Source organism: Streptomyces aureus (assembly GCF_000725495.1).
Lineage (GTDB): Bacteria > Actinomycetota > Actinomycetes > Streptomycetales > Streptomycetaceae > Streptomyces > Streptomyces aureus_B.
On record NZ_JNZD01000048.1, the window covers coordinates 16,480 to 37,522 of the forward strand.

Consider the following 21,043-nt stretch of genomic DNA (forward strand, 5'->3'; position numbering starts at 1 on the left):
AGTGCAACTGCACAACAGTGTGCAAGATACGAGATTGCACAGCGCTGTGCAAATGAAGGAGGTCGAGGCCGTGATCGCAGGACAGGCGGCAGCCCGGCGACGGGCGGGCAGAATGACAGCCATGACCACGGGTAACCCGAGCCGCGCCGATGTGAACCGCCGCCGCATCCTGGACGTCGCACTCGCCGAACTGCTGCGTGACCCCGACGCGTCCATGGACCAGATCGCGCGTGCGGCGGGCGTCGTGCGGCGCACGGTCTACGGGCACTTCCCCAGCCGCGAGGCGCTGGTCGGCACCCTGACCGACGAGGCCGTGGCGGCGGTCGCTGCGGCGCACGCGGCGGGCCGTGAGGGGGTCGCGGACCCGGCCGAGTCGGTGGCCCGCTCGACCCTGGCCGTGTGGGAGATCGCCGACCGCTACCGGCTGCTGGTCGCGCTGGCCCAGCGCAGCGTCACCATGCAGGGCATCCGCGAACGGCTGACGCCCGTCCGCGAGGCCAGCGCGGAGATCCTGCGCCGCGGCCTGGACCAGGGCGTGTTCGCCTCGCCGCTGCCCCCGTACGCGCTGGCGTACGTGCACGAGCAGACCCTCTTCGCCCTCATGGAGGCGGTGAACGACGGGCTCCTGGAAGCCCGCGAGGCGGGCAGCTCCGCCGCGGTCACGATGCTGACCACGGCGGGCGTACCCGCCTCGGGCGCCACCGAACTGGTGGCGAAACTGAGCGACTGAGGACGACCGGGCCCCGGGGACGTCAGGAATCCCCGGGGCCCGGCCGTTCCCTGCCGGGCGGCCGGGCCCGTGGGGGTGTGCCCTGCCGCCCGGCATCCCGGTCTCCGCCGGACGGGGAGTGTCGGGCGGATCCCGGGAGCTCCTGGACCGTTTCGGCCTCGGACACGGTCTAGGCCGTGGCGGGCTCCTTCTCGCCGCCCTGCTCCGGCACGTCCGCGTGGACCCCGGCGGGGCCGGCGCCGTCGTCGTCCAGCAGGGTCTTCTCGTCGAAGGGGATCTCCCCGGCGAGGACGCGGGACACCCGCTCCCGGTCGATCTCCTTCGTCCAGGTCCCGATCAGGACCGTCGCCACGGCGTTGCCGGCGAAGTTCGTCAGGGCGCGCGCCTCGCTCATGAAGCGGTCGATGCCGACGATGAGGCCGACGCCGTCGACCAGGGCGGGCTTGTGCGACTGGAGGCCGCCGGCGAGCGTGGCGAGGCCCGCCCCGCTGACACCGGCCGCGCCCTTGGACGCCACCAGGAGGAAGAGCAGCAGCGGGATCTGCTCCCCGATCGCCATCGGCGTCCCCATCGCGTCGGCGATGTAGAGCGAGGCCATGGTCATGTAGATCATCGTGCCGTCGAGGTTGAAGGAGTAGCCGGTCGGGACGGTGATGCCGACCACGGACTTGCCGACGCCCAGGTGCTCCATCTTCGCGATCAGCCGCGGCAGGGCGGACTCGGAGGAGGAGGTGGAGAGGATCAGCAGGAACTCCCGGCCCAGATACCTCAGGAACGTGAGGATGTTCAGGCCGGTCACCACCCGCAGCAGCGTCCCGAGCACGATGAAGACGAACAGGAAGCAGGTGACGTAGAAGCCGAGCATCAGCACGGCGAGGCTCTTGAGCGCGTCCAGGCCCGCGGAACCGGTGACCGCGGCGATGGCACCGAAGGCGCCGAGCGGGGCCGCCCACATCACCATGGCGAGGATCCGGAACACGAGCCGCTGGATGTGCTCCACCCCGCGCAGCACCGGCTGTCCGGCCGAGCCCATGGCCTGGAGGGCGAACCCGGTCAGCAGCGCCACGAGGAGGGTCTGCAGGACCTGGCCCTCGGTGAACGCCGAGACCATGGTCGTCGGGATGATCGAGAGCACGAACTCGACGGGCGGCAGCGCCTCCGCCGACACCTGGCCCTGGCCGGCCTCCTTGACCGCGTCGGTCATCGCCAGGCTGCTGCCCGGCTCCAGGACGTTGCCGACGACCAGGCCGATGGCGAGCGCGACCAGCGACATGACCAGGAAGTAGCCGAGCGCGATGCCGCCGACCGCGCCTACCTTGGCGGCCTTGCGGACCGAGCCGATGCCGAGCACGATCGTGCAGAAGATGATCGGGGAGATCATCATCTTGATCAGGTTCACGAAGCCCGTGCCGATGGGCTTGAGCTCGACGGCGAAGTCGGGGGCGATCAGACCCACCGCGATCCCGAGGACCACGGCTCCGATCACGGCGATGTAGAGATAGTGCGTGCGGTCCCGTCTGGCGGCGGGTGCGGCAGGTGCGGTCTGCGGCGTGCTGGCCACGGCTGCCCTCCTTGACGACGTCGTCGGCATCATCCGGCGTGCGGCTCACGACCGGCGGAAACCCGGCGTGCGGCTCACGTCCGGGGAGTCCGGGAGGCGTGGGCTCCCGGGGGGATGTGGGGACTATCTCCCGGCGTGTGAGGGCGGTCACCCTTCCGTTCATTGAGTTCACGCGCCCCGCCCGCCCGGCTGTCCGGAGGGTCCGGCCGCGACCGGCCCGGAGCGAATCCGTCCGGGCGAGGCAAACTGAACGGCATGCGCCTCCCCCGTGTCCCCCGCCCCCGCAGCCTGGCCGGCCAGCTCTTCGGCATGCAGGCCGTGCTCATCGCGGTGGTCGTCGCGGGCTACGCGCTGTTCACCTACGTCGGCGACCGCGGCCAGGCCGAGGAGGCCGCGGGCCGCCAGGCCATGGCGGTCGCCCGCTCCGTGGCCGACGCCCCCTCCGTCCACGCGGCCATCGGCACGGCGAACCCCACCGCGGAGCTCCAGCCCTACTCCCTGCGCGTCCAGCGGGACACCGGAGTGGACTTCGTGACGATCATGAATCCGCGGGGCATCCGCTGGACGCACCCCGACCGGAATCTCATAGGCAAGCACTTCCTCGGGCACATCGGCCCGGCGCTGGAGGGCAGGTCCTTCACGGAGACGTACACGGGCAGCCTCGGCCCCTCCGTGCGGGCCGTCACCCCGATCGAGGACGACGGGCGGACCGTCGGCCTGGTCAGCGCGGGCATCAAGGTCGAGGCGATCACCGAGCGCGTGCAGGACCAGGTGACGGCCCTGATCGGGGTCGCGGCGGGCGCGCTGCTGCTGGGCGCGGTCGGCACGTACGTGATCAACGCCCGGCTGCGGCGCTCCACCCACGGCATGAACGCGGCCGAGCTGAGCCGGATGCACGACTACCACGAGGCCGCGCTGCACGCCGTCCGCGAGGGGCTCCTCATGCTGGACGGACGCTTCCGGGTGGCGCTGATGAACGACGGCGGACGGGAGCTGCTGGGCGTCACGGGCGACGTCGTCGGCCGTTCGCCGGCCGACCTCGGGCTGCCCGCTCCGCTGACCGGCGCGCTGCTGTCGGCCGAGCCCCGCGTGGACGAGGTCCATCTGACGGACACCCGGGTCCTGGTCGTGAACACCTCCCCGGTGTCCGGCGGCGAGCGCCGGGGCACGGTGGTGACCCTGCGCGACGTGACCGAACTCCAGTCACTGACGGGCGAACTGGACTCGGAGCGCGGCTTCACCCAGGCGCTGCGCTCGCAGGCGCACGAGGCGGCGAACCGGCTGCACACGGTGGTCTCCCTCATCGAGCTGGGCCGGGCCGAGGAGGCCGTCGACTTCGCCACCGCCGAACTGGAGCTGGCCCAGGCCCTCACCGACGAGGTGGTCTCCGCGGTCAGCGAACCGGTCCTCGCAGCGCTGCTGCTCGGCAAGGCGGCGCAGGCGAACGAGCGCGGCGTGGAGCTCGTGGTCTCCGAGGACAGCGGCATCGACGACGGACTGCTGCCGGCCTCGCTCACCCCGCGCGACCTGGTCACCGTGCTCGGCAACCTGATCGACAACGCGATGGACGCGGCGCAGGGCACGGTGGGCGCCCGTGTCACGGTGACGGCGTTCACCGAGGAGTCGGACCTGGTGCTGCGGGTCGCCGACACCGGTGCCGGGGTCGATCCCGCCCACGCCGAGGAGGTCTTCCGGCACGGCTGGTCCACGAAACCGGCGGTCCCCGGCGGCCGCGGGCTCGGTCTGGCCCTCGCCCGGCAGGCGGTGCACCGGCACGCGGGCACGCTGGAGGTGCGCGGGGGACCCACGGGCGGAGCGGAGTTCGAGGCCCGCCTGCCGCTCACGGCCCCGCCCGCGGACCCGCCCGCCGGCCCGCGTCCGGCCGGGGACGGCACCCCGCACCCGGAGGCTGCCCAGGCCGGGACCAGGAACACGGGAGCCGCCCCGAGCCGGGACCCGCACCCGGAGACCGACTCCCCGCTGAACCCGGACGCCGGTCTCGTCCCCGGCGCCCGCTCCGCCGAGCCGTCCGAGTCCGTTCTGCCGGGAGGCGGCGCATGACCGATCCGATCCGTGTGCTCGTCGTCGAGGACGATCCCGTGGCCGCCGACGCGCACGTGATGTACGTGGACCGGGTGCCCGGTTTCACCGCGGTGGGCCAGGCCCGCACGGGAGCGGAGGCGCGCCGCGCGCTGGACCGGGCGCCCGTGGACCTGCTGCTGCTCGACCTGCACCTGCCGGACACCCACGGGCTCCTGCTCGCGCGCTCGCTGCGCGCCGCCGGGTACCACGCCGACGTCATCGCGGTGACCTCGGCGCGGGATCTGGCCGTCGTACGGGAGGGGGTGGCGCTCGGGGTCGTGCAGTACGTCCTCAAGCCGTTCACCTTCGCCACCCTGCGCGACCGGCTGGTCCGCTACGCGGAGTTCCGCGCGGCGGCCGGCGAGGCCAGCGGCCAGGACGAGGTGGACCGCGCGCTCGCCGCACTGCGCGCGCCCGGCCCGGCCGCGCTGCCCAAGGGCCTGAGCGCGCCGACCCTGGAACGCGTGACCGTCACCCTCAGGGACCACGCCGAGGGGCTGACGGCGGCCAAGGTCGCCGAGGCCGTCGGCATCTCCCGGATCACGGCCCGGCGCTATCTGGAACACCTGGTGGAGTCGGGCCGGGCCGGACGCGCTCCCCAGTACGGGACGGTCGGGCGGCCCGAGCTCCAGTACCGCTGGGTGAGGAGCTGACGACTGGGGCGGTTCGGGTGGGCGGCGCACAACTCCGCTGCCGCTCGCGCCACTTGGAGCCCCGATCCGCCGCCCGGCCAACTCCGTTGCGGGTCAAGCCTCTTGGGACACCAGGATGATCACCGAAGGGTCAACTCCCGCCGCGTTACGACGAGTTCCGGGCACGGCCGAAACCGTACCTTCCTACAATCCGTGATTATGGCCGAACAGACCGTAGTCACCACTGTCCCCGGCCCATACTTTGTGCGCGTGCACCGACCGCAAGCCCAACAGCCCAACCCGCCCTTCAACGCCCCCGCCGCCCGGAGACTGCGGACGGCGCTCGGTATGGGGCCCGAGCACGTCGCGTACGGACTGAGAGCCTCGTACGGACTGCCGTACGCCACACCCGATCTGGTCATCGCCTGGGAGCGCGGGGTCACCGCGCCGAGCAGCCCCGAACTCACCGCCCTGGCAGGCGTGCTGTGGTGCTCGGCGAGTGAACTCATAGGCGCCCCGCGCACGTTGCGCGAACACCGCGTCGCCCGGGACCTCGCGCCGGAGGACGTGGCGCACGCCGTCGGGATCGCCGTCCTCGCCTACGAGCGGATGGAGGAATCCGGCACCTGGCACGGCAGCGAACGGCAGTCGGCCGCGCTCGCCAAGGTGCTCGACCTCTCGCTGCCCGACTTCGTGACCGTGACGGGACGCGACGGACGGCTCGCCGATCTGCTGCGCAGCGCCGTGACGACGCGCTGGCAGGCGTACGTGCGCCCGGTCGGGAAGATGCTGCCGCTGGAGCGCGGTCTGCTGGAGGTGGTCCTGGAGGAGCTGTACGGCGACTACCAGGGGCAGATGGCCGCCACGCTGCACTGGGGCGGCGGTCCGGCCGCCGGCGGCCGGACCGAGTCCGGCCGGGACTTCCTCGACCGGATCGTCGACCACTTCTGGACGGCCGTCCGCGCCAACTCGTCCTGAGACCCGGCCGCGCGAACCCGCCCTGAGGTCCGGGGTCCGACGCCCGGAAGGCGTCGGACCTCCTCCGGTCCCGGGAGGGGTCCGGAGGACAGCGTCCCGGGAAGGTCCGGTGGCCCCGTGCCCCGGGAGGGGTGCGGTGGACGGACTTCCCGGAAGGCGGACCGACTCCTAGAAGACGGACTCCGCCTCGTCCATGCGGTCCTTGGGGACGGTCTTCAGTTCGGTGGTCGCGTCCGCGAGCGGCACCATCTCGATCTCCGTGCCGCGCAGCGCGGTCATCCTGCCGAAGTCGCCGCGGTGCGCGGCCTCGACGGCGTGCCAGCCGAAGCGGGTGGCGAGGACGCGGTCGTACGCGGTCGGCGAGCCGCCGCGCTGGACGTGGCCGAGGATGACCGGCTTGGCCTCCTTGCCCAGGCGCCGCTCCAGCTCGTACGCGAGAGCCGTACCGATGCCCTGGAAGCGCTCGTGGCCGAACTGGTCGATCTCGCCGTGGCCGTAGTCCATGGTGCCCTCGGCGGGGTGGGCGCCCTCGGCGACGCAGATGACGGCGAACCGCTTGCCGCGCGCGAAGCGCTCCTCGACCATCGCGACCAGGTCGGCCGGGTCGAAGGCGCGCTCGGGCAGGCAGATGCCGTGGGCGCCGGCCGCCATGCCGGACTCCAGGGCGATCCAGCCCGCGTGCCGGCCCATGACCTCGACGACCATCACGCGCTGGTGGGACTCGGCCGTCGTCTTCAGACGGTCCATGGCCTCCGTGGCGACGCCGACGGCGGTGTCGAAGCCGAAGGTGCGGTCCGTCGCGGAGATGTCGTTGTCGATGGTCTTCGGCACACCGACCACCGGCAGACCCGCGTCCGACAGCATCCGGGCCGCCGTGAGCGTGCCCTCGCCGCCGATCGGGATGAGCGCGTCGATGCCGAACTCGCGGGCCATGTCCTGCGCGTTGTCGCAGGCCTCGCGGAGCCGGTCGCGCTGGAGCCGGGAGGAGCCGAGGATCGTGCCGCCACGGGCGAGGATGCCGCTGACGGCGTTGAGGTCGAGGGTGCGGTAGTGGCCGTCGAGGAGTCCGGCGTAGCCGTCCTCGAAGCCGATGACCTCGTCCCCGAAGTTGGTGACCGCTCGGTGCACGACCGACCGGATCACTGCGTTCAGGCCAGGGCAGTCGCCGCCTGCGGTGAGAACTCCGATGCGCATCGTGCTGTGTCTCCTGCTCCCTGCTGGTCCGTGTGAGCCGATTCGATTGTTTCACGGCGCGGGGAGCCCCGCCGATTCCGTCCACCGCCCGCCGCGCCACCGCACGCCCCCGCCCCGCCGACCGGCACACTTGCCCTGGCGGGCGCCTTAGCCAGCGCCGGAGGTATTGTCAAGAGGGTTCTGCTCACGTTGGTGGGCCCTTTTTCCGAGCCCAGAAATCCGCCTGGCGACGAAACGGATGGAGAGCACGCGTGACGCGCAGCGTGTACGTGACCGGGATCGACCGGGGCGACGGCCGGCAGGTCGTCGAACTGGGGGTCATGGAACTCCTGACCCGCCAGGTCGACCGGGTGGGGGTGTTCCGTCCGCTCGTGCACGACGGTCCCGACCGGCTCTTCGAGCTGCTGCGGGCCCGCTACCGGCTCGCGCAGGACCCGGCGACGGTGTACGGCATGGACTACCAGGAGGCGTCCGCGCTCCAGGCCGAGCAGGGCACCGACGAGCTGGTGTCCACGCTCGTCGACCGGTTCCATCTGGTCGCCCGCGACTACGACGTCGTCCTCGTCCTCGGCACCGACTTCGCCGGCACCCAGCTCCCCGACGAGCTCGCGCTCAACGCCCGGCTGGCGAACGAGTTCGCCGCCTCCGTACTCCCGGTCGTCGGCGGCCGGGGCCAGAGCGCCGAGTCGGTGCGCGCCGAGACCCGCAACGCCTACCGCGCGTACGACGGTCTCGGGTGCGACGTCCTGGCGATGGTGGTGAACCGGGTGGCCCCCGAGGACCGGGCCGAGATCGCCGAGCGCCTCGACTCCCGGCTGCCGGTGCCCTGTTACGTCCTTCCCGACGAGCCCGCGCTCTCGGCGCCCACGGTCGCGCAGATCACCCACGCGCTCGGCGGCAAGGTCCTTCTCGGCGACGACTCGGGGCTCGCCCGCGACGCGCTGGACTTCGTCTTCGGCGGCGCGATGCTGCCGAACTTCCTGGCGGCGCTGACCCCGGGATGTCTCGTGGTCACCCCCGGGGACCGGGCCGACCTGGTGATCGGCTCGCTCGCCGCGCACAGCGCCGGCACCCCGCCGATAGCCGGCATCCTGCTCACCCTGGACGAGCGGCCCAGCGACGAGATCCTCACCCTCGCGGCCCGTCTCGCCCCCGGCACCCCGGTCGTCTCGGTGGCCGGGAACTCCTTCCCCACCGCGGAGGCGCTCTTCGCCCTGGAGGGCAAGCTGAACGCGGCCACGCCCCGCAAGGCCGAGACCGCGCTCGGCCTCTTCGAGCGGCACGTGGACACCGCCGACCTGCTCAAGCGGGTCTCCGCGCCCAGCAGCGACCGGCTCACGCCGATGATGTTCGAGCACCAGCTGCTGGAGCAGGCCCGCTCCGACCGGCGCCGTGTCGTGCTGCCCGAGGGCACCGAGGAGCGCGTCCTGCACGCCGCCGAGGTGCTGCTGCGCCGGGGCGTCTGCGACCTGACCCTGCTCGGCCCGGTCGACCAGATCCGCAAGAAGGCCGCCGACCTCGGCATCGACATCAGCGCCACCCAGATCCTCGACCCGCAGACGTCGCCGCTGCGCGACTCCTTCGCCGAGAAGTACGCCGAGCTGCGCGCCCACAAGGGCGTCACGGTCGAGCTGGCCTACGACGTCGTCGCGGACGTCAACTACTTCGGCACGCTCATGGTCGAGGAGGGCCTCGCCGACGGGATGGTGTCGGGGGCCGTGCACTCGACGGCGGCCACGATCCGCCCGGCGTTCGAGATCATCAAGACGAAGCCGGAGTCGAGGATCGTCTCGTCCGTGTTCTTCATGTGCCTGGCCGACAAGGTCCTGGTCTACGGCGACTGCGCGGTCAACCCCGACCCGGACGCCGAGCAGTTGTGCGACATCGCCATCTCCTCGGCGGCCACCGCGCAGCAGTTCGGGGTCGAGCCGAGGATCGCGATGCTCTCGTACTCCACGGGGACCTCGGGTTCGGGCGCCGACGTCGACAAGGTGCGCGAGGCGACCGAGCTGGTGCGCGCGCGCCGCGGGGACCTGCGGATCGAGGGGCCGATCCAGTACGACGCCGCCGTCGAGCCGACGGTCGCGGCGACCAAGCTGCCGGAGTCGACGGTCGCCGGCCAGGCCTCGGTGCTGATCTTCCCGGACCTGAACACCGGCAACAACACCTACAAGGCCGTGCAGCGTTCGGCCGGCGCGATCGCCGTCGGCCCGGTGCTCCAGGGTCTGCGCAAGCCCGTCAACGACCTGTCCCGCGGCGCGCTCGTCCAGGACATCGTCAACACGGTCGCCATCACGGCGATCCAGTCCCAGACCCCCGAGCAGAAGGCTGCCCGTCCGTGAGCGACCGTCCGTCCCCCTCGGCCCCCGCGCCCGAGGAGCCCGCAGCCGCACCGGCCGTGCGGGTCCTCGTCCTCAACTCCGGCTCGTCGTCGGTGAAGTACCAGCTGCTCGACATGCGGGACGGCACCCGGCTCGCCGTCGGCCTGGTGGAGCGCATCGGCGAGGGCACCTCCCTGCTGCGGCACACCACGCACGCGACCGGCGAGACCCGCGAGCGGACCGACACCTTCGCCGACCACGACGCCGCGCTGAAGGCGATGGCCGAGGAACTGGCCGTCGACGGACTCGGCCTGGACTCCCCCGAACTGGCCGCGATCGGCCACCGGGTGGTGCACGGCGGGCGGACGTTCACCCAGCCGACGGTCATCGACGACGAGGTCCTCGCGGAGATCGAGCGGCTGATCCCGGTGGCGCCGCTGCACAATCCGGCGAACCTCACCGGCATCCGCACCGCGATGGCGCTGCGCCCCGACCTCCCGAACGTCGCGATCTTCGACACCGCGTTCCACACGACGATGCCCGAGGCGGCCGCGCGCTACGCGATCGACGTGGCGACGGCCGACGAGCACCGCATCCGCCGGTACGGCTTCCACGGCACCTCGCACGCCTATGTGTCCCGGACGACGGCCGAACTGCTCGGCAGGGCTCCCGAGGAGGTCAACGTCATCGTGCTGCACCTGGGCAACGGGGCCTCGGCCTCCGCGGTCAGGGGCGGGCGGTGCGTGGACACCTCGATGGGGCTCACCCCGCTGGAGGGGCTGGTGATGGGAACGCGGTCCGGCGACGTGGACCCGGCCGTCATCTTCCATTTGGAGCGCGTTGGCAACATGTCCACGGACGAGATCGACACTCTTCTCAACAAGAGGAGCGGGCTGATCGGTCTGTGCGGCGACAACGACATGCGGGAGATCCGCCGCCGTGTCGACGAGGGCGACGAACAGGCGCGGCTCGCCTTCGACATCTACATCCACCGGCTGAAGAAATACATCGGCGCCTACTACGCGGTCCTGGGCCGGGTGGACGCCGTCGCCTTCACCGCCGGGGTCGGCGAGAACGCGGCACCGGTGCGCGAGGCCGCGATCAGGGGCCTGGAGGAACTGGGGCTCGCGGTCGACGGGGAACTGAACGCCGTGCGCGGCGGTGAGCCCCGGCTCATCTCGCCGCCGTACGCGCGCGTCGCGGTCGCCGTCGTGCCGACGGACGAGGAACTGGAGATTGCCACACAGACGTACGCGCTGGTCGGAAAGGGCGGCGCCTGAACGGGGCGAGGAGCCACGCCTGAGCAGCCGCCCGCCCATTTGTATCTTCCGCCAGACGGAATATTCCGTTGCGAAACAAACCGATAGGATCGCCCCATGCGCCGTTCGAAAATCGTCTGTACTCTCGGCCCCGCGGTCGACTCCCACGAGAAGCTGGTCGCGCTGATCCAGGCCGGCATGAATGTGGCCCGGTTCAACTTCAGCCACGGTTCTCACTCCGAGCACCAGGGCCGGTACGACCGTGTCCGGGCCGCCTCGGCCGAGACCGGCATCGCCATCGGTGTCCTCGCCGACCTGCAGGGCCCCAAGATCCGCCTGGAGACCTTCGCCGAAGGCCCCGTCGAGCTGGAGCGTGGCGACGAGTTCGTCATCACGGCCGAGGACGTTCCGGGCGACAAGCACATCTGCGGCACGACCTACAAGGGTCTGCCCGGTGACGTCAACAAGGGCGACCAGATCCTCATCAACGACGGCAACGTCGAGCTGCGGGTCGTCGAGGTCGACGGGCCCCGGGTCAAGACGGTCGTCATCGAGGGCGGCGTGATCTCCGACCACAAGGGCATCAACCTGCCCGGCGCGGCCGTGAACGTGCCCGCGCTGTCGGAGAAGGACGTCGAGGACCTGCGCTTCGCCCTGCGGATGGGCTGCGACATGGTCGCCCTGTCCTTCGTGCGCGACGCCAACGACGTGAACGACGTCCACAAGGTGATGGACGAGGAGGGCCGCCGCGTCCCCGTCATCGCCAAGGTGGAGAAGCCGCAGGCGGTCGACAACATGGAGGGCGTCGTCGCGGCGTTCGACGCCGTCATGGTGGCCCGTGGCGACCTGGCCGTCGAGTACCCGCTGGAGCGGGTGCCGATGGTGCAGAAGCGCCTCGTGGAGCTGTGCCGTCGCAACGCCAAGCCGGTGATCGTCGCGACCCAGATGATGGAGTCGATGATCACCAACTCCCGTCCGACGCGCGCCGAGGCCTCCGACGTGGCCAACGCGATCCTGGACGGCGCGGACGCGGTCATGCTGTCGGCCGAGTCCAGCGTGGGCGCGTACCCGGTCGAGACCGTGAAGACGATGTCGAAGATCGTCGCCGCGGCCGAGGAGGAGCTGCTCTCCAAGGGCCTCCAGCCGCTGGTCCAGGGCAAGAAGCCGCGCACGCAGGGCGGTTCGGTCGCCCGTGCCGCCTGCGAGATCGCCGACTTCCTCGGCGGCAAGGGCCTGGTGGCCTTCACCAAGTCCGGTGACACCGCCCGCCGCCTGTCCCGCTACCGGGCCGCGCAGCCGATCCTGGCCTTCACCACGGACGAGGGCACCCGCAACCAGCTCACGCTGAGCTGGGGCGTCGAGTCGCACGTCGTGCCGTTCGTGAACAGCACCGACGAGATGGTCGAACTCGTCGACCACGAGCTGCAGAAGCTCAAGCGGTTCAACACCGGCGACGTCGTCGTGATGACCGCCGGTTCACCCCCCGGTGTCATCGGCACCACCAACATGGTCCGGGTGCACCACCTGGGCGAGGGCGACCGCGCCTGACCGCCGCACAGCCGCACAGACGCCGAGGGCGCCCCCTGCGAACAGGGGGCGCCCTCGGCGTCTGTGCGGCTCCCGGACGGGATCCTGAGGCTCGGCCGGTGTACGGCTCAGCCGGTGGTGTACTGGTGCAGTCCGGGAACGGTGAGCGTTCCGCCGAACTGGCCGGCCTGAACGACCTTCACCTTGGTGAAGTAGATCAGCGGGATGTTCAGCGGCGGAGGGTTGTCCGGGTCGAACGTGACCGGTATGAGCCCGAGCAGGTTGCCGGATATGCTCTCCGTGTACATGATCGTCTTGCCGTCGCGGATGGTGGACGTCGAGCCGGACGCGGCCTGCACGTGGTAGGTCTTGCCGGACTGCTTGTCCTCCACCGTCTGGTGCAGGTCCCCGATGTCGGTGCCGTCGGATATGACGTACTTCAGGACCTTCTTGACGGTCCCGTCGGCGGTCTTCACCTTGACTATGCCCTGGTAGTCGGCGCCCTTGAGGAGCAGCGAACTGGCGTTGAGGTACCAGGGGTCGGTCGGCAGGGCGACCTTGTTGTCCACGCCGCCCTCGTCGTCGGTGGCGGCGGGGCAGTCCGCGGCGTCCGTGGAGGCGCTCGCCGAGGGGCTGGGCGACCCGGTGACCGCGTCCGTCGTCTCCTTGACCGTGTCGGTGGCGTCCGATGCGGCCTTCGACGCGGTGTCGGTGACCTTCTCGGTGGTGTCCTCGGCCGCCTTGGTGACCTTGTCGGTCGTGTCCTTGACGGTCTCCGAGGCGCTCTTGCCGTCCGACGCGTCCGAACCGGCGCTCGCGCTCGCGCTCGGCGACGCGGACGGCTCCGGGGTGGAGCTCGCCGTCTCGTCGGGCGTGAGAATGTCCTTGATCGCGTCGCCGACGCCCAGCGGGTCGAGCGGGTTCTTGGTGCTCTCGGACGCCGAGGGGGTCGGCGTGGCCGCGCTGCTGTCCGCCGCCTTCTCCTGCGTGCTCGCGGAGGCCGACGGCGTGGCGGTGGGCTCGGCCTTGTCGTCGGAACCTGAATCCGACGAAGAGGACGTGTCCTTGGCCGTGGAGTCCGCCGACGCGGAGGGACTCGGCGTGGCCTCGTCCGAGGAGGACGCGCTCGGGCTCGGCGTGGCGGAGGGCGACGCCGTGTCGTCCGCCGCGTCCTTGCCGGTGACGGCCTCGACGCACGCCTGGTACTCCTCGGCCGTGAGGCTCTTGGAGGTGGAGTGGTCGTCGGCCTGCGCGAGCGTCGGCGTGAAGCCCATGCCCATGAGCACCGCCGTCGGCATCGCCGCGATGGCTATCACCTTGCCGGCGGGCATCTGGAACCTGGTGAGCAGCGGCTTCCTCGGGGCCGCGTGGCGCGGCCCGGTTCTCACACGGGACTCGTCCACATCAGTCCCATGGGTCACCTCGTCAGCCGGCACTGTGCCTCCCGTTCGCCCCGTTGCTCGGGCTCGTTCCTGACAGATCGTTCGGGTCGCCCGCACCGTCCGCCGCCTCGGGCCCGACGGCCTCGACGGACTCGGCCACCGCGGTGTCCGGCGCCTGCTTGTCGAGGGAGCCCGCCGCGGCGTAGCCCTCCTCGGGCTCGCCGGGAACCCAGGAGACCGCCATGGCGCCTCCGAGCAGGGCGAACAGGAAGCCGATCAGGAAGCCGCCCAGGTTGGCCACCGGGATGGACACCAGGGCGAGGAGGATCGCGGCGACACCCGCGAACGTCCGCACGTGCTTCTGGAACCAGAGGCTGATCCCGAGCACGACGAGGAGTACGCCGATGATCAGGGAGCCGGCACCGGCGGTGGTGGACATCGCCAGCGTCAGGTGACCGAGGTGCAGGTGCGCGTACGGGAAGTAGGCGATGGGGAAGCCGCCGAACACGATGTACAGACCGGCCCAGAACGGGCGATCGCCCCTCCAGGTACGGAAGTTCCGCCGGAACACCTGGAGGTAGTGCTCATCGTGCTGGCCGGGCGCGGCAGGAGTCTCGGCGCTCATGGAAACAGCTCCCTGGAACGGCATTGCTGTGAGAAGTACGCGTTTATGCTCCGCGTACGACGGGCGGAGCGGTCGGGGCGGGCGAAGCGGCTGGAGCCTCCTCGCCCACCCCTGGGGTGCTTAGTAGCACTCGTGGGTGCCCGCGGACACCGACATCTTGAGGCCGCTGAGCTTGAAGGTTCCGGCGGTGGTCGCCCACGCCGTCTGCTTCACGTCGGTCAGCGTGGCCGAGTCGGCCTGCTGGGCGAACCCGTAGGGGTTGGCCTGCTCGCCGCCGCCCTTCATGCCCGGACCCTTGGAGGCGTCCTTGGCGGCAACACCGATGTCGATGTTCTTGAACGTCGCGTCGGCGCCGAGGTCCTCGACATCGATGTAGAGGTTGTCGGCGTGAACCGGCGTACCGCCGCCACCGGCCTTCAGCACGAGGCTGACGGAGCCGAGCAGCGGGATGTTCGGGGTGACGACGGACTGACACATGCCGGTGATGTCGGCACTCTTGAACGCCGACACCGCGACCGGGTGCAGCGCCGCCTTGCCGTCAAGACCGGTGCCCTGGTCGAGGGCGCCGTACTGCGAGAAGCCCTGACCGTCGAGCTTGTCCGCGGTCACCTTGAAGGACTGACCGGAGACGCTGAACGATGCGGCGAGAGCACCCTGCGCGAGGGCGACGCCTATCGCTGCCGTGGCTGCCACGCTGGGCACCATGACGACGGCGAACCGCTTCCATCTGGTCCCGCCACGCACCTGGGACATAATTTTTCCTCCTTCTCGGACGTACATCTCCTGGCCCTGACTGCCACGTTGCGGCGGCTCAGCCGGGCAGGGATGGGAGAAGTGCTACGTCCTCGGGAAGGAGAGCGCCCGTACCCGTCGGTGCGACTGCACCCGGAATCACCGGCGATCACCCCCGAGCGACAACCACTGGTCGCGCCTGACACACATCACGCACAACCTGCTGGACAGGCTCCGCCGGACGGCGAAGACCCCCCTGTCCAAGAGCCGATCGCACTGCTGTCGGCCCTACTCGGTGGGGACCCAGAAAGTCCGCCGACCCGATTGGCTGTCGGGGTGCGGGAATGGACCGAGCGTCGCCGATCGTGGTGCATTCTCGCCGCGCGCACAAGGGGGTTCGTTACTCGCTAGTAACGGCGGGATAACCGAAGGACGACCCGTCGGTATCGAGTGGCGACACAGGGTGGCACCACCGGGGGTGACACAGTGGTCAAATCCCGGACGGAACCAGACAGTTCAACGCCCGCGACTTACTACGAGTAACAGCGGCCGCGTTTACCAAGTTTTGGTAAAGCGCGGCCACATCCGTACCTCCCGGCCAATCTTTCACCCGGGCATCACAGGGCCTGACGTTTACGGACTGGTCAGAAGAGCGCCCTGGCGAGGGCCCGGCGCGCCGCGATCACACGCGGGTCGTCGGCACCGACCACCTCGAAGAGCTCCAGCAGCCGCAGCCGTACGGCGTCCCGGTCGTCGCCCGCCGTGCGCCGGACCGTGTCGATGAGCCGCCCGAAGGCGTCCTCCACATGGCCGCCGACGAGGTCCAGGTCGGCCCCCGCGATCTGCGCCGCCACGTCGGCGGGCTTCTCCGCGGCGTCCTGCCGCACCTTCTGCGGGTCGAGCCCCTGCACCCGCTGGAGCAACTCGGCCTGTGCCAGGCCCAGTTTGGCCTCGGTGTTGCCCGGGTCGTCGCCGAGCACGTTCTTGTACGCCTGGACGGCACCGCCGAAGTCGCCCGCGTCCAGCGCCTGTACGGCGGCCTCCAGCAGCGCGTCGTACGGGCCGGCCGGCACCTCCTGCGCCATCGGGGATCCCCCCGGCGCGGCGGCGTCCGCGTCGACCGTGAGACCGGTCAGTCCGAAGCGCTGCTCGGCGACCTGGACGAGCTGGTCGAGGGTCCCGCGGATCTGCGCCTCGGCGGCGGCCCCCTGGAAGAGCGGCAGGGCCTGTCCGGCGACCACCGCGAACACGGCCGGGATCCCCTGGACCCCGAACTGCTGCATCAGCATCTGGTTGGCGTCGACGTCGATCTTGGCGAGGACGAAACGCCCGTTGTACTCGACGGCCAGCCGCTCCAGGAGCGGGCTCAGCTGCTTGCAGGGCTCGCACCACTCGGCCCAGAAGTCGATGACGACGGGCACCTCGGTGGAGCGCTGCAGGACGTCCTGCTCGAATCCGGCCTCGTCTACGTCGATGACGAGGCTCGCGGGAGTCACGGCCCCGCCTCCGCCCTGCCTGGCCGCTTGGGCGCGTGCCTGCTCCGCCTTCGCCTTGGCCTCCTGGGCCGCCTTCACCGCGGCGAGGTCGACGACTCCGCTCATGGACATGTTCCGTGGCTGCATGAGTACATCCTCCCCCTTCCTCGCGCACGTGTGAAAAGCGTCCTGAAAGCCAGGCCGTGTCAGGCTTGTTCGGCGCCCTGGTCCCCACCTGGCGCCCGTGCGGTTGTCGCCGCGTTCGAGCTTTCGCTACGAGTCGTAGCGTAACTGTACGGAGACCTGCCCGTGTGCCGTCTGCCGGTGATCTCCCTCACGGCTTCACGCAACCGCCGGATATCGGCCGCCGATGCGGCCGGATATGGTCAACGGCATGCAATGTCGCTCCCAGGCCGCCCGTACGGGCCGCCCCCGCAGCGCCGCCGCGGACGCCGCGATCCTGGAGGCGACGCGTACGGCGCTGGTCGAACTGGGCTGGTCCAAACTGACGTTGGGGTACGTCGCGACGCTCGCCGGCGTCGCCAAGACGACGCTCTACCGTCGCTGGGCGGGCAAGAACGAGCTGGTCGTCGACGCGGTGGCCGAGCTGTTCGACGAGCTGGAGCTGCCCGACCGGGGGAGCCTGGCCGCCGACATCGAGGGCGTGGTGCTCCAGTTCGCGGCGATCCTGGACCGGCCTGAGGCGAAGACGGCGCTGATGGCCGTGGTCGCGGAGTCGACGCGGGACGAGCCGCTGCGGGAACGCATCCGTACGTCGATCGTCGACCGGCAGAAGCGACTCGTGACGGAGGGCCGTGCGCGGGCGCAGGCGCGCGGCGAGCTGCCCCCGGAGGCGGACCCCGGGTCCGCCGACCGCACCGCGGCCCTGATCTTCGACGTGGTCGCCGGAGCGGTGGTGCACCGCACCCTGGTGAGCGCGGAACCCGCGGACGAGGAATGGGTCCGCTCGTTCACCCGCGTCCTCCTGGTGGGCCTGACGGGCGCGGCGGCCGACGGCGCGGGCCCCTGACGGCTGCGGTCCGGTGGGTGGGTCGGGGCCGTGCCGGTGCATCAGCCCGTCGCCGTCGGACGGAGACGTGGACGTTAGTGGCGACGGGCATCGATGTACCGCCACGTCCCCTCACGCGCGCGGCCCACTGCGGGTGCATCGTGGCACCTGACCGTCCCAGTCCCGGTTCCGATTCCGGTTCCGATTCCGGCTGGCGAAATTTCAGCCCCTCCGACCCGCCTCCCTGACGCGGGCAAGCCTCAGCCCCTCCGGCCCGCCTCCCTGGCGCGGTGAGGCTTCACCCCTCCGGCCCACCTCCCTGGCGCGGTGAGGCTTCAGCCCTCCGGCCCACCTCCCTGGCGCGGTGAGGCTTCAGCCCTCCGGCCCGCCTTTCTGGCGCCGGGGAGAGATTCAGCCCCTCCGGCGTTTGAGGAGCGGGGGTCTGGGGGCGGCGCCCCCAGGTACGGGATGGGTAGGGGCGGAGGGGGCGAAAAGAAGGTCTGTTGGGGGCCGGCGTGAGGGGTTCGGTGGGGGCGGGCCCGGGGGTGAGGGGAAGGGGGCCCGGGCAGCCGGGAGCGGCTGCCCGGGGAGGGGTCAGAAGCCTGCGGGCTCCGTGTAGATGCCCCACTCGTCGCGGAGGACCCCGCAGATCTCCCCCAGCGTCGCCTCGGCACGAACCGCCTCCAGCATGGGCGCGATCATGTTCGACCCGTCGCGCGCAGCGGCCAGCATGGCGTCCAGCGCCCCGCGCACAGCGGCCTCGTCCCGGCCCCCCTTGCGGGAGCCCAGCACACGCACCTGCTCCCGCTCCACCTCATGGCTGACCCGCAGGATCTCCAGATCCCCGGTCACGGACCCGTGGTGGACGTTGACACCGACGACCCGCTTGTCGCCCTTCTCCACCGACCGCTGGTACTGGAACGCCGACTCGGCGATCTCCCCGGTGAACCAGCCGTCCTCGATCCCGCGCAGGATGCCGGAGGTGATGGGACCGATGGGGTGCTTCCCGTCCGGATGCGCCCGCAGCCCCCGCTCCTTGATCTGCTCGAAGATCTTCTCCGCGTCCGCCTCGATCCGGTCCGTGAGCTGCTCGACGTACCAGGAACCGCCCAGCGGGTCGGCGACGTTGGCGACGCCGGTCTCCTCCATGAGCACCTGCTGGGTCCGCAGGGCGATCTCCGCGGCCTGCTCGGAGGGCAGCGCGAGGGTCTCGTCCAGCGCGTTGGTGTGCAGCGAGTTCGTCCCGCCGAGGACCGCGGCGAGCGCCTCCACGGCGGTGCGGACGACGTTGTTGTACGGCTGCTGGGCCGTCAGCGAGACACCTGCGGTCTGCGTGTGGAAGCGCAGCCACTGCGCCTTCTCGGAAGTGGCCCCGTACACGTCCCGCATCCAGCGGGCCCAGATCCGGCGGGCCGCGCGGAACTTGGCGATCTCCTCGAAGAAGTCGACGTGCGCGTCGAAGAAGAACGAGAGGCCGGGGGCGAAGACGTTCACGTCGAGCCCCCGGGAGAGGCCCAGCTCCACGTAGCCGAAGCCGTCCGCCAGCGTGTAGGCGAGCTCCTGCGCGGCCGTGGCCCCGGCCTCCCGGATGTGGTACCCGGAGACGGACAGCGGCTTGTACGCGGGGATCTTCTCGGCGCAGTGCTCCATCAGGTCGCCGATGAGGCGCAGGTGCGGCTCGGGCTGGAACAGCCACTCCTTCTGCGCGATGTACTCCTTGAAGATGTCCGTCTGGAGCGTGCCGTTCAGCACCCCGGGGTCGATGCCCTGGCGCTCGGCGGCGACCAGGTACATGCAGAACACCGGCACCGCGGGACCGCTGATCGTCATCGACGTGGTGACGTCACCGAGCGGGATGTCCCGGAAGAGGACCTCCATGTCCGCGGCCGAGTCGATCGCGACACCGCAGTGCCCGACCTCGCCGAGCGAACGGGGGTCGTCCGAGTCGCGGCCCATCAGGGTCGGCATGTCGAAGGCCACCGAAAGCCCCCCGCCGCCGTTGGCGAGGATCATCTTGTAGCGCTCGTTGGTCTGCTCGGCGTTGCCGAACCCGGCGAACTGGCGGATGGTCCATGTGCGGCCGCGGTAGCCGGTCGCGTAGAGCCCGCGGGTGAACGGGTACTCGCCGGGCCAGCCGATCCGCTCGAAGCCCTCGTACTCGTCCCCGGGCCGGGGGCCGTACACCGGCTCCACGGAATCACCGGAGAGCGTGGTGAAGTCGGCGTCGCGCTTGCGCGAAGCGTCGTAACGGGCCTGCCAGCGTCGGCGGCCTTCCTCGATGGCGTGAGCGTCCATACCCACGAATTTACTAGGACGTCCTAGTAAATGTCGATGGCAAACCGCCGCACGGTCTCGTACGGCGGTTTCGATCAGGCTTCGGCGACCGCGGGGGCGACGTCGGCGACCTTGGACTCCAGCTCGTGGCTGATGCGGCGCTCCACGAAGAAGGCGGCCGTGGGGATCGTGCCCGCGAGCAGCACCCACAGCTGCTTGCCGACCGGCCACTTCGCCTTGGAGCCCAGGTCGAAGGCGAAGATCAGGTACACGACGTACAGCCAGCCGTGCGCGATCGCGACGACGCGGGTGAAGTCCGCCGCCCCGTCGACGCCCATGGCGTACTTGGCGATCATGCTGAGGCACAGCAGCACCAGCAGCACGCCGGTGACGTAGGCCATGACGCGGTAGCGGGTCAACACGCTCTTCTTCATGGCACGAGGGTAACCACCCTTTTCGGCCGATCTTCACGCGCCCCCGCGCCTGGTCCGCGCGGGGGCTCGGGAGCCGTCGGCCGGCGGCCCGCCCGGCGCCCCGTCACTCCTCGTCGAAGTCGTGCGCGGCGACCCGCAGCGGCCGCAGCATCGCGAAGATCTCCGCGCACTCCTCGGCGTCGTAGACCCCGAGCCCGAAGTCCATCGCCATCAGGTCGCGGGTGGCCGCGTCGCAGACCTCGCGGCCCTTGTCCGTGATGGAGGCGAGGGTGCCCCGGCCGTCGTTCGGGTTCGGCCGCTTGTCGACGAGCCCCGACCGCACCAGCCGGTCCACCGTGTTCGTCACGGACGTGGGGTGCACCATGAGCCGCTCGCCGATCTTGGACATCGGCAGCTCGCCCGCCTTGGAGAAGGTGAGGAGCACCAGCGCCTCGTAGCGCGCGAAGGTCAGCCCGTACGGCTTGACGACCCCGTCCACCTCGGCGAGCAGGATCTGGTGCGCGCGCATGATCGAGGTGATGGCGGACATGGACGGCACGGAACCCCAGCGCTGGCGCCAGTGTTCGTCGGCGCGGGCGATGGGATCGAAGGCAAGGCTGAGCGGCTTCGGCACGCCGACGACCTTACCGGCCGGTCACATCGTGGTCAGCCCCGTCTCGCTTTTCGGTACCGGGCCCCAGAGGCGTGGGGTGGGGGCGGTACCCGACGGGCACCCGCGAGGGCACGCGTCCCGCCCGGGACCGGCCCCCGGCTAGCGCGGGAACCGTGCCGGGGGCGGGTGCGGGGACGGGGGTGGGGCGGGGGCGGGGGTGGGGGTGGGGGTGGTGC

Annotated in this window: 17 protein-coding genes; 8 read left to right on the top strand and 9 right to left on the bottom strand. The window is 71.0% G+C overall.

What is annotated here, in order from left to right; genetic code table 11:
• The first annotated feature begins 112 nt into the window (after nucleotides 1-112).
• Nucleotides 113-730, top strand: a complete 618-nt coding sequence (locus IO36_RS34930) for a TetR/AcrR family transcriptional regulator (protein WP_078943631.1) — start codon at nucleotides 113-115, stop codon at nucleotides 728-730.
• 169 nt (nucleotides 731-899) lie between these two features.
• Here the strand turns inward: IO36_RS34930 and IO36_RS34935 are convergent, their stop codons facing one another.
• Nucleotides 900-2,321, bottom strand: a complete 1,422-nt coding sequence (locus tag IO36_RS34935) for a cation:dicarboxylate symporter family transporter (RefSeq protein WP_051901180.1) — start codon at nucleotides 2,319-2,321, stop codon at nucleotides 900-902.
• Nucleotides 2,322-2,546: 225 nt separating this feature from the next.
• On the opposite strand from IO36_RS34935, the gene IO36_RS34940 reads away from it, so the two are divergent.
• From IO36_RS34940 to IO36_RS34950, 3 genes are all read left to right on the top strand, one after another.
• A complete protein-coding gene (locus IO36_RS34940; RefSeq protein ID WP_078943632.1) occupies nucleotides 2,547-4,352 on the top strand; it encodes an ATP-binding protein in 1,806 nt (601 codons plus the stop codon).
• Nucleotides 4,349-5,026, top strand: a complete 678-nt coding sequence (locus IO36_RS34945; protein WP_037626115.1) for a response regulator — start codon at nucleotides 4,349-4,351, stop codon at nucleotides 5,024-5,026. Before IO36_RS34940 ends, IO36_RS34945 begins: the two co-directional genes overlap by 4 nt.
• Nucleotides 5,027-5,353: 327 nt before the next feature.
• The gene (locus IO36_RS34950; RefSeq protein WP_037626117.1) at nucleotides 5,354-5,983 is read left to right on the top strand and encodes a helix-turn-helix domain-containing protein; all 630 of its coding nucleotides are present in this window, start codon (nucleotides 5,354-5,356) and stop codon (nucleotides 5,981-5,983) included.
• Between the two features lie 168 nt (nucleotides 5,984-6,151).
• Here the strand turns inward: IO36_RS34950 and IO36_RS34955 are convergent, their stop codons facing one another.
• Nucleotides 6,152-7,177, bottom strand: coding sequence for an ATP-dependent 6-phosphofructokinase (locus IO36_RS34955; protein WP_037626119.1), 1,026 nt, complete (start codon nucleotides 7,175-7,177; stop codon nucleotides 6,152-6,154).
• A 251-nt stretch (nucleotides 7,178-7,428) separates the two neighbouring features.
• Here IO36_RS34955 and pta point away from each other — a divergent pair, with 251 nt between their 5' ends.
• From pta to pyk, 3 genes are all read left to right on the top strand, one after another.
• Nucleotides 7,429-9,519 (top strand): phosphate acetyltransferase, encoded by a 2,091-nt coding sequence (pta, locus tag IO36_RS34960; protein WP_037626121.1) that lies wholly within the window; start codon nucleotides 7,429-7,431, stop codon nucleotides 9,517-9,519.
• A gap of 56 nt (nucleotides 9,520-9,575) precedes the next feature.
• On the top strand, nucleotides 9,576-10,778 hold the full coding sequence (locus IO36_RS34965; protein WP_037626123.1) for an acetate kinase: 1,203 nt from the start codon (nucleotides 9,576-9,578) through the stop codon (nucleotides 10,776-10,778).
• 96 nt (nucleotides 10,779-10,874) lie between these two features.
• Complete coding sequence (pyk, locus tag IO36_RS34970) at nucleotides 10,875-12,305, top strand: pyruvate kinase (RefSeq protein ID WP_037626125.1); 1,431 nt, start codon at nucleotides 10,875-10,877, stop codon at nucleotides 12,303-12,305.
• A 107-nt stretch (nucleotides 12,306-12,412) separates the two neighbouring features.
• Here pyk and IO36_RS34975 read toward each other — a convergent pair whose 3' ends face one another.
• The 4 genes from IO36_RS34975 to IO36_RS34990 form a co-directional block, all read right to left on the bottom strand.
• Complete coding sequence (locus tag IO36_RS34975; protein ID WP_037626126.1) at nucleotides 12,413-13,720, bottom strand: hypothetical protein; 1,308 nt, start codon at nucleotides 13,718-13,720, stop codon at nucleotides 12,413-12,415.
• Nucleotides 13,710-14,291 (bottom strand): DUF6114 domain-containing protein, encoded by a 582-nt coding sequence (locus tag IO36_RS34980; protein ID WP_037626128.1) that lies wholly within the window; start codon nucleotides 14,289-14,291, stop codon nucleotides 13,710-13,712. Before IO36_RS34980 ends, IO36_RS34975 begins: the two co-directional genes overlap by 11 nt.
• A 120-nt stretch (nucleotides 14,292-14,411) precedes the next feature.
• Entirely contained in the window at nucleotides 14,412-15,047 is a 636-nt protein-coding gene (locus IO36_RS34985) for a DUF6230 family protein (RefSeq protein WP_037626143.1), read from the bottom strand.
• A 620-nt stretch (nucleotides 15,048-15,667) separates the two neighbouring features.
• The gene (locus IO36_RS34990) at nucleotides 15,668-16,645 is read right to left on the bottom strand and encodes a tetratricopeptide repeat protein (RefSeq protein WP_037626130.1); all 978 of its coding nucleotides are present in this window, start codon (nucleotides 16,643-16,645) and stop codon (nucleotides 15,668-15,670) included.
• Between the two features lie 247 nt (nucleotides 16,646-16,892).
• Here IO36_RS34990 and IO36_RS34995 point away from each other — a divergent pair, with 247 nt between their 5' ends.
• On the top strand, nucleotides 16,893-17,528 hold the full coding sequence (locus IO36_RS34995; RefSeq protein ID WP_037626145.1) for a TetR/AcrR family transcriptional regulator: 636 nt from the start codon (nucleotides 16,893-16,895) through the stop codon (nucleotides 17,526-17,528).
• Nucleotides 17,529-18,101: 573 nt separating this feature from the next.
• Here the strand turns inward: IO36_RS34995 and IO36_RS35000 are convergent.
• The 3 genes from IO36_RS35000 to IO36_RS35010 all read right to left on the bottom strand — a co-directional run bounded on the left by IO36_RS35000 (nucleotide 18,102) and on the right by IO36_RS35010 (nucleotide 20,828).
• The gene (locus tag IO36_RS35000; protein WP_037626132.1) at nucleotides 18,102-19,802 is read right to left on the bottom strand and encodes a coenzyme B12-dependent isobutyryl-CoA mutase large subunit; all 1,701 of its coding nucleotides are present in this window, start codon (nucleotides 19,800-19,802) and stop codon (nucleotides 18,102-18,104) included.
• Between the two features lie 74 nt (nucleotides 19,803-19,876).
• Complete coding sequence (locus tag IO36_RS35005) at nucleotides 19,877-20,215, bottom strand: DUF3817 domain-containing protein (protein ID WP_037626134.1); 339 nt, start codon at nucleotides 20,213-20,215, stop codon at nucleotides 19,877-19,879.
• Between the two features lie 103 nt (nucleotides 20,216-20,318).
• Complete coding sequence (locus IO36_RS35010) at nucleotides 20,319-20,828, bottom strand: MarR family winged helix-turn-helix transcriptional regulator (protein ID WP_037626136.1); 510 nt, start codon at nucleotides 20,826-20,828, stop codon at nucleotides 20,319-20,321.
• Nucleotides 20,829-21,043: the final 215 nt, after the last annotated feature.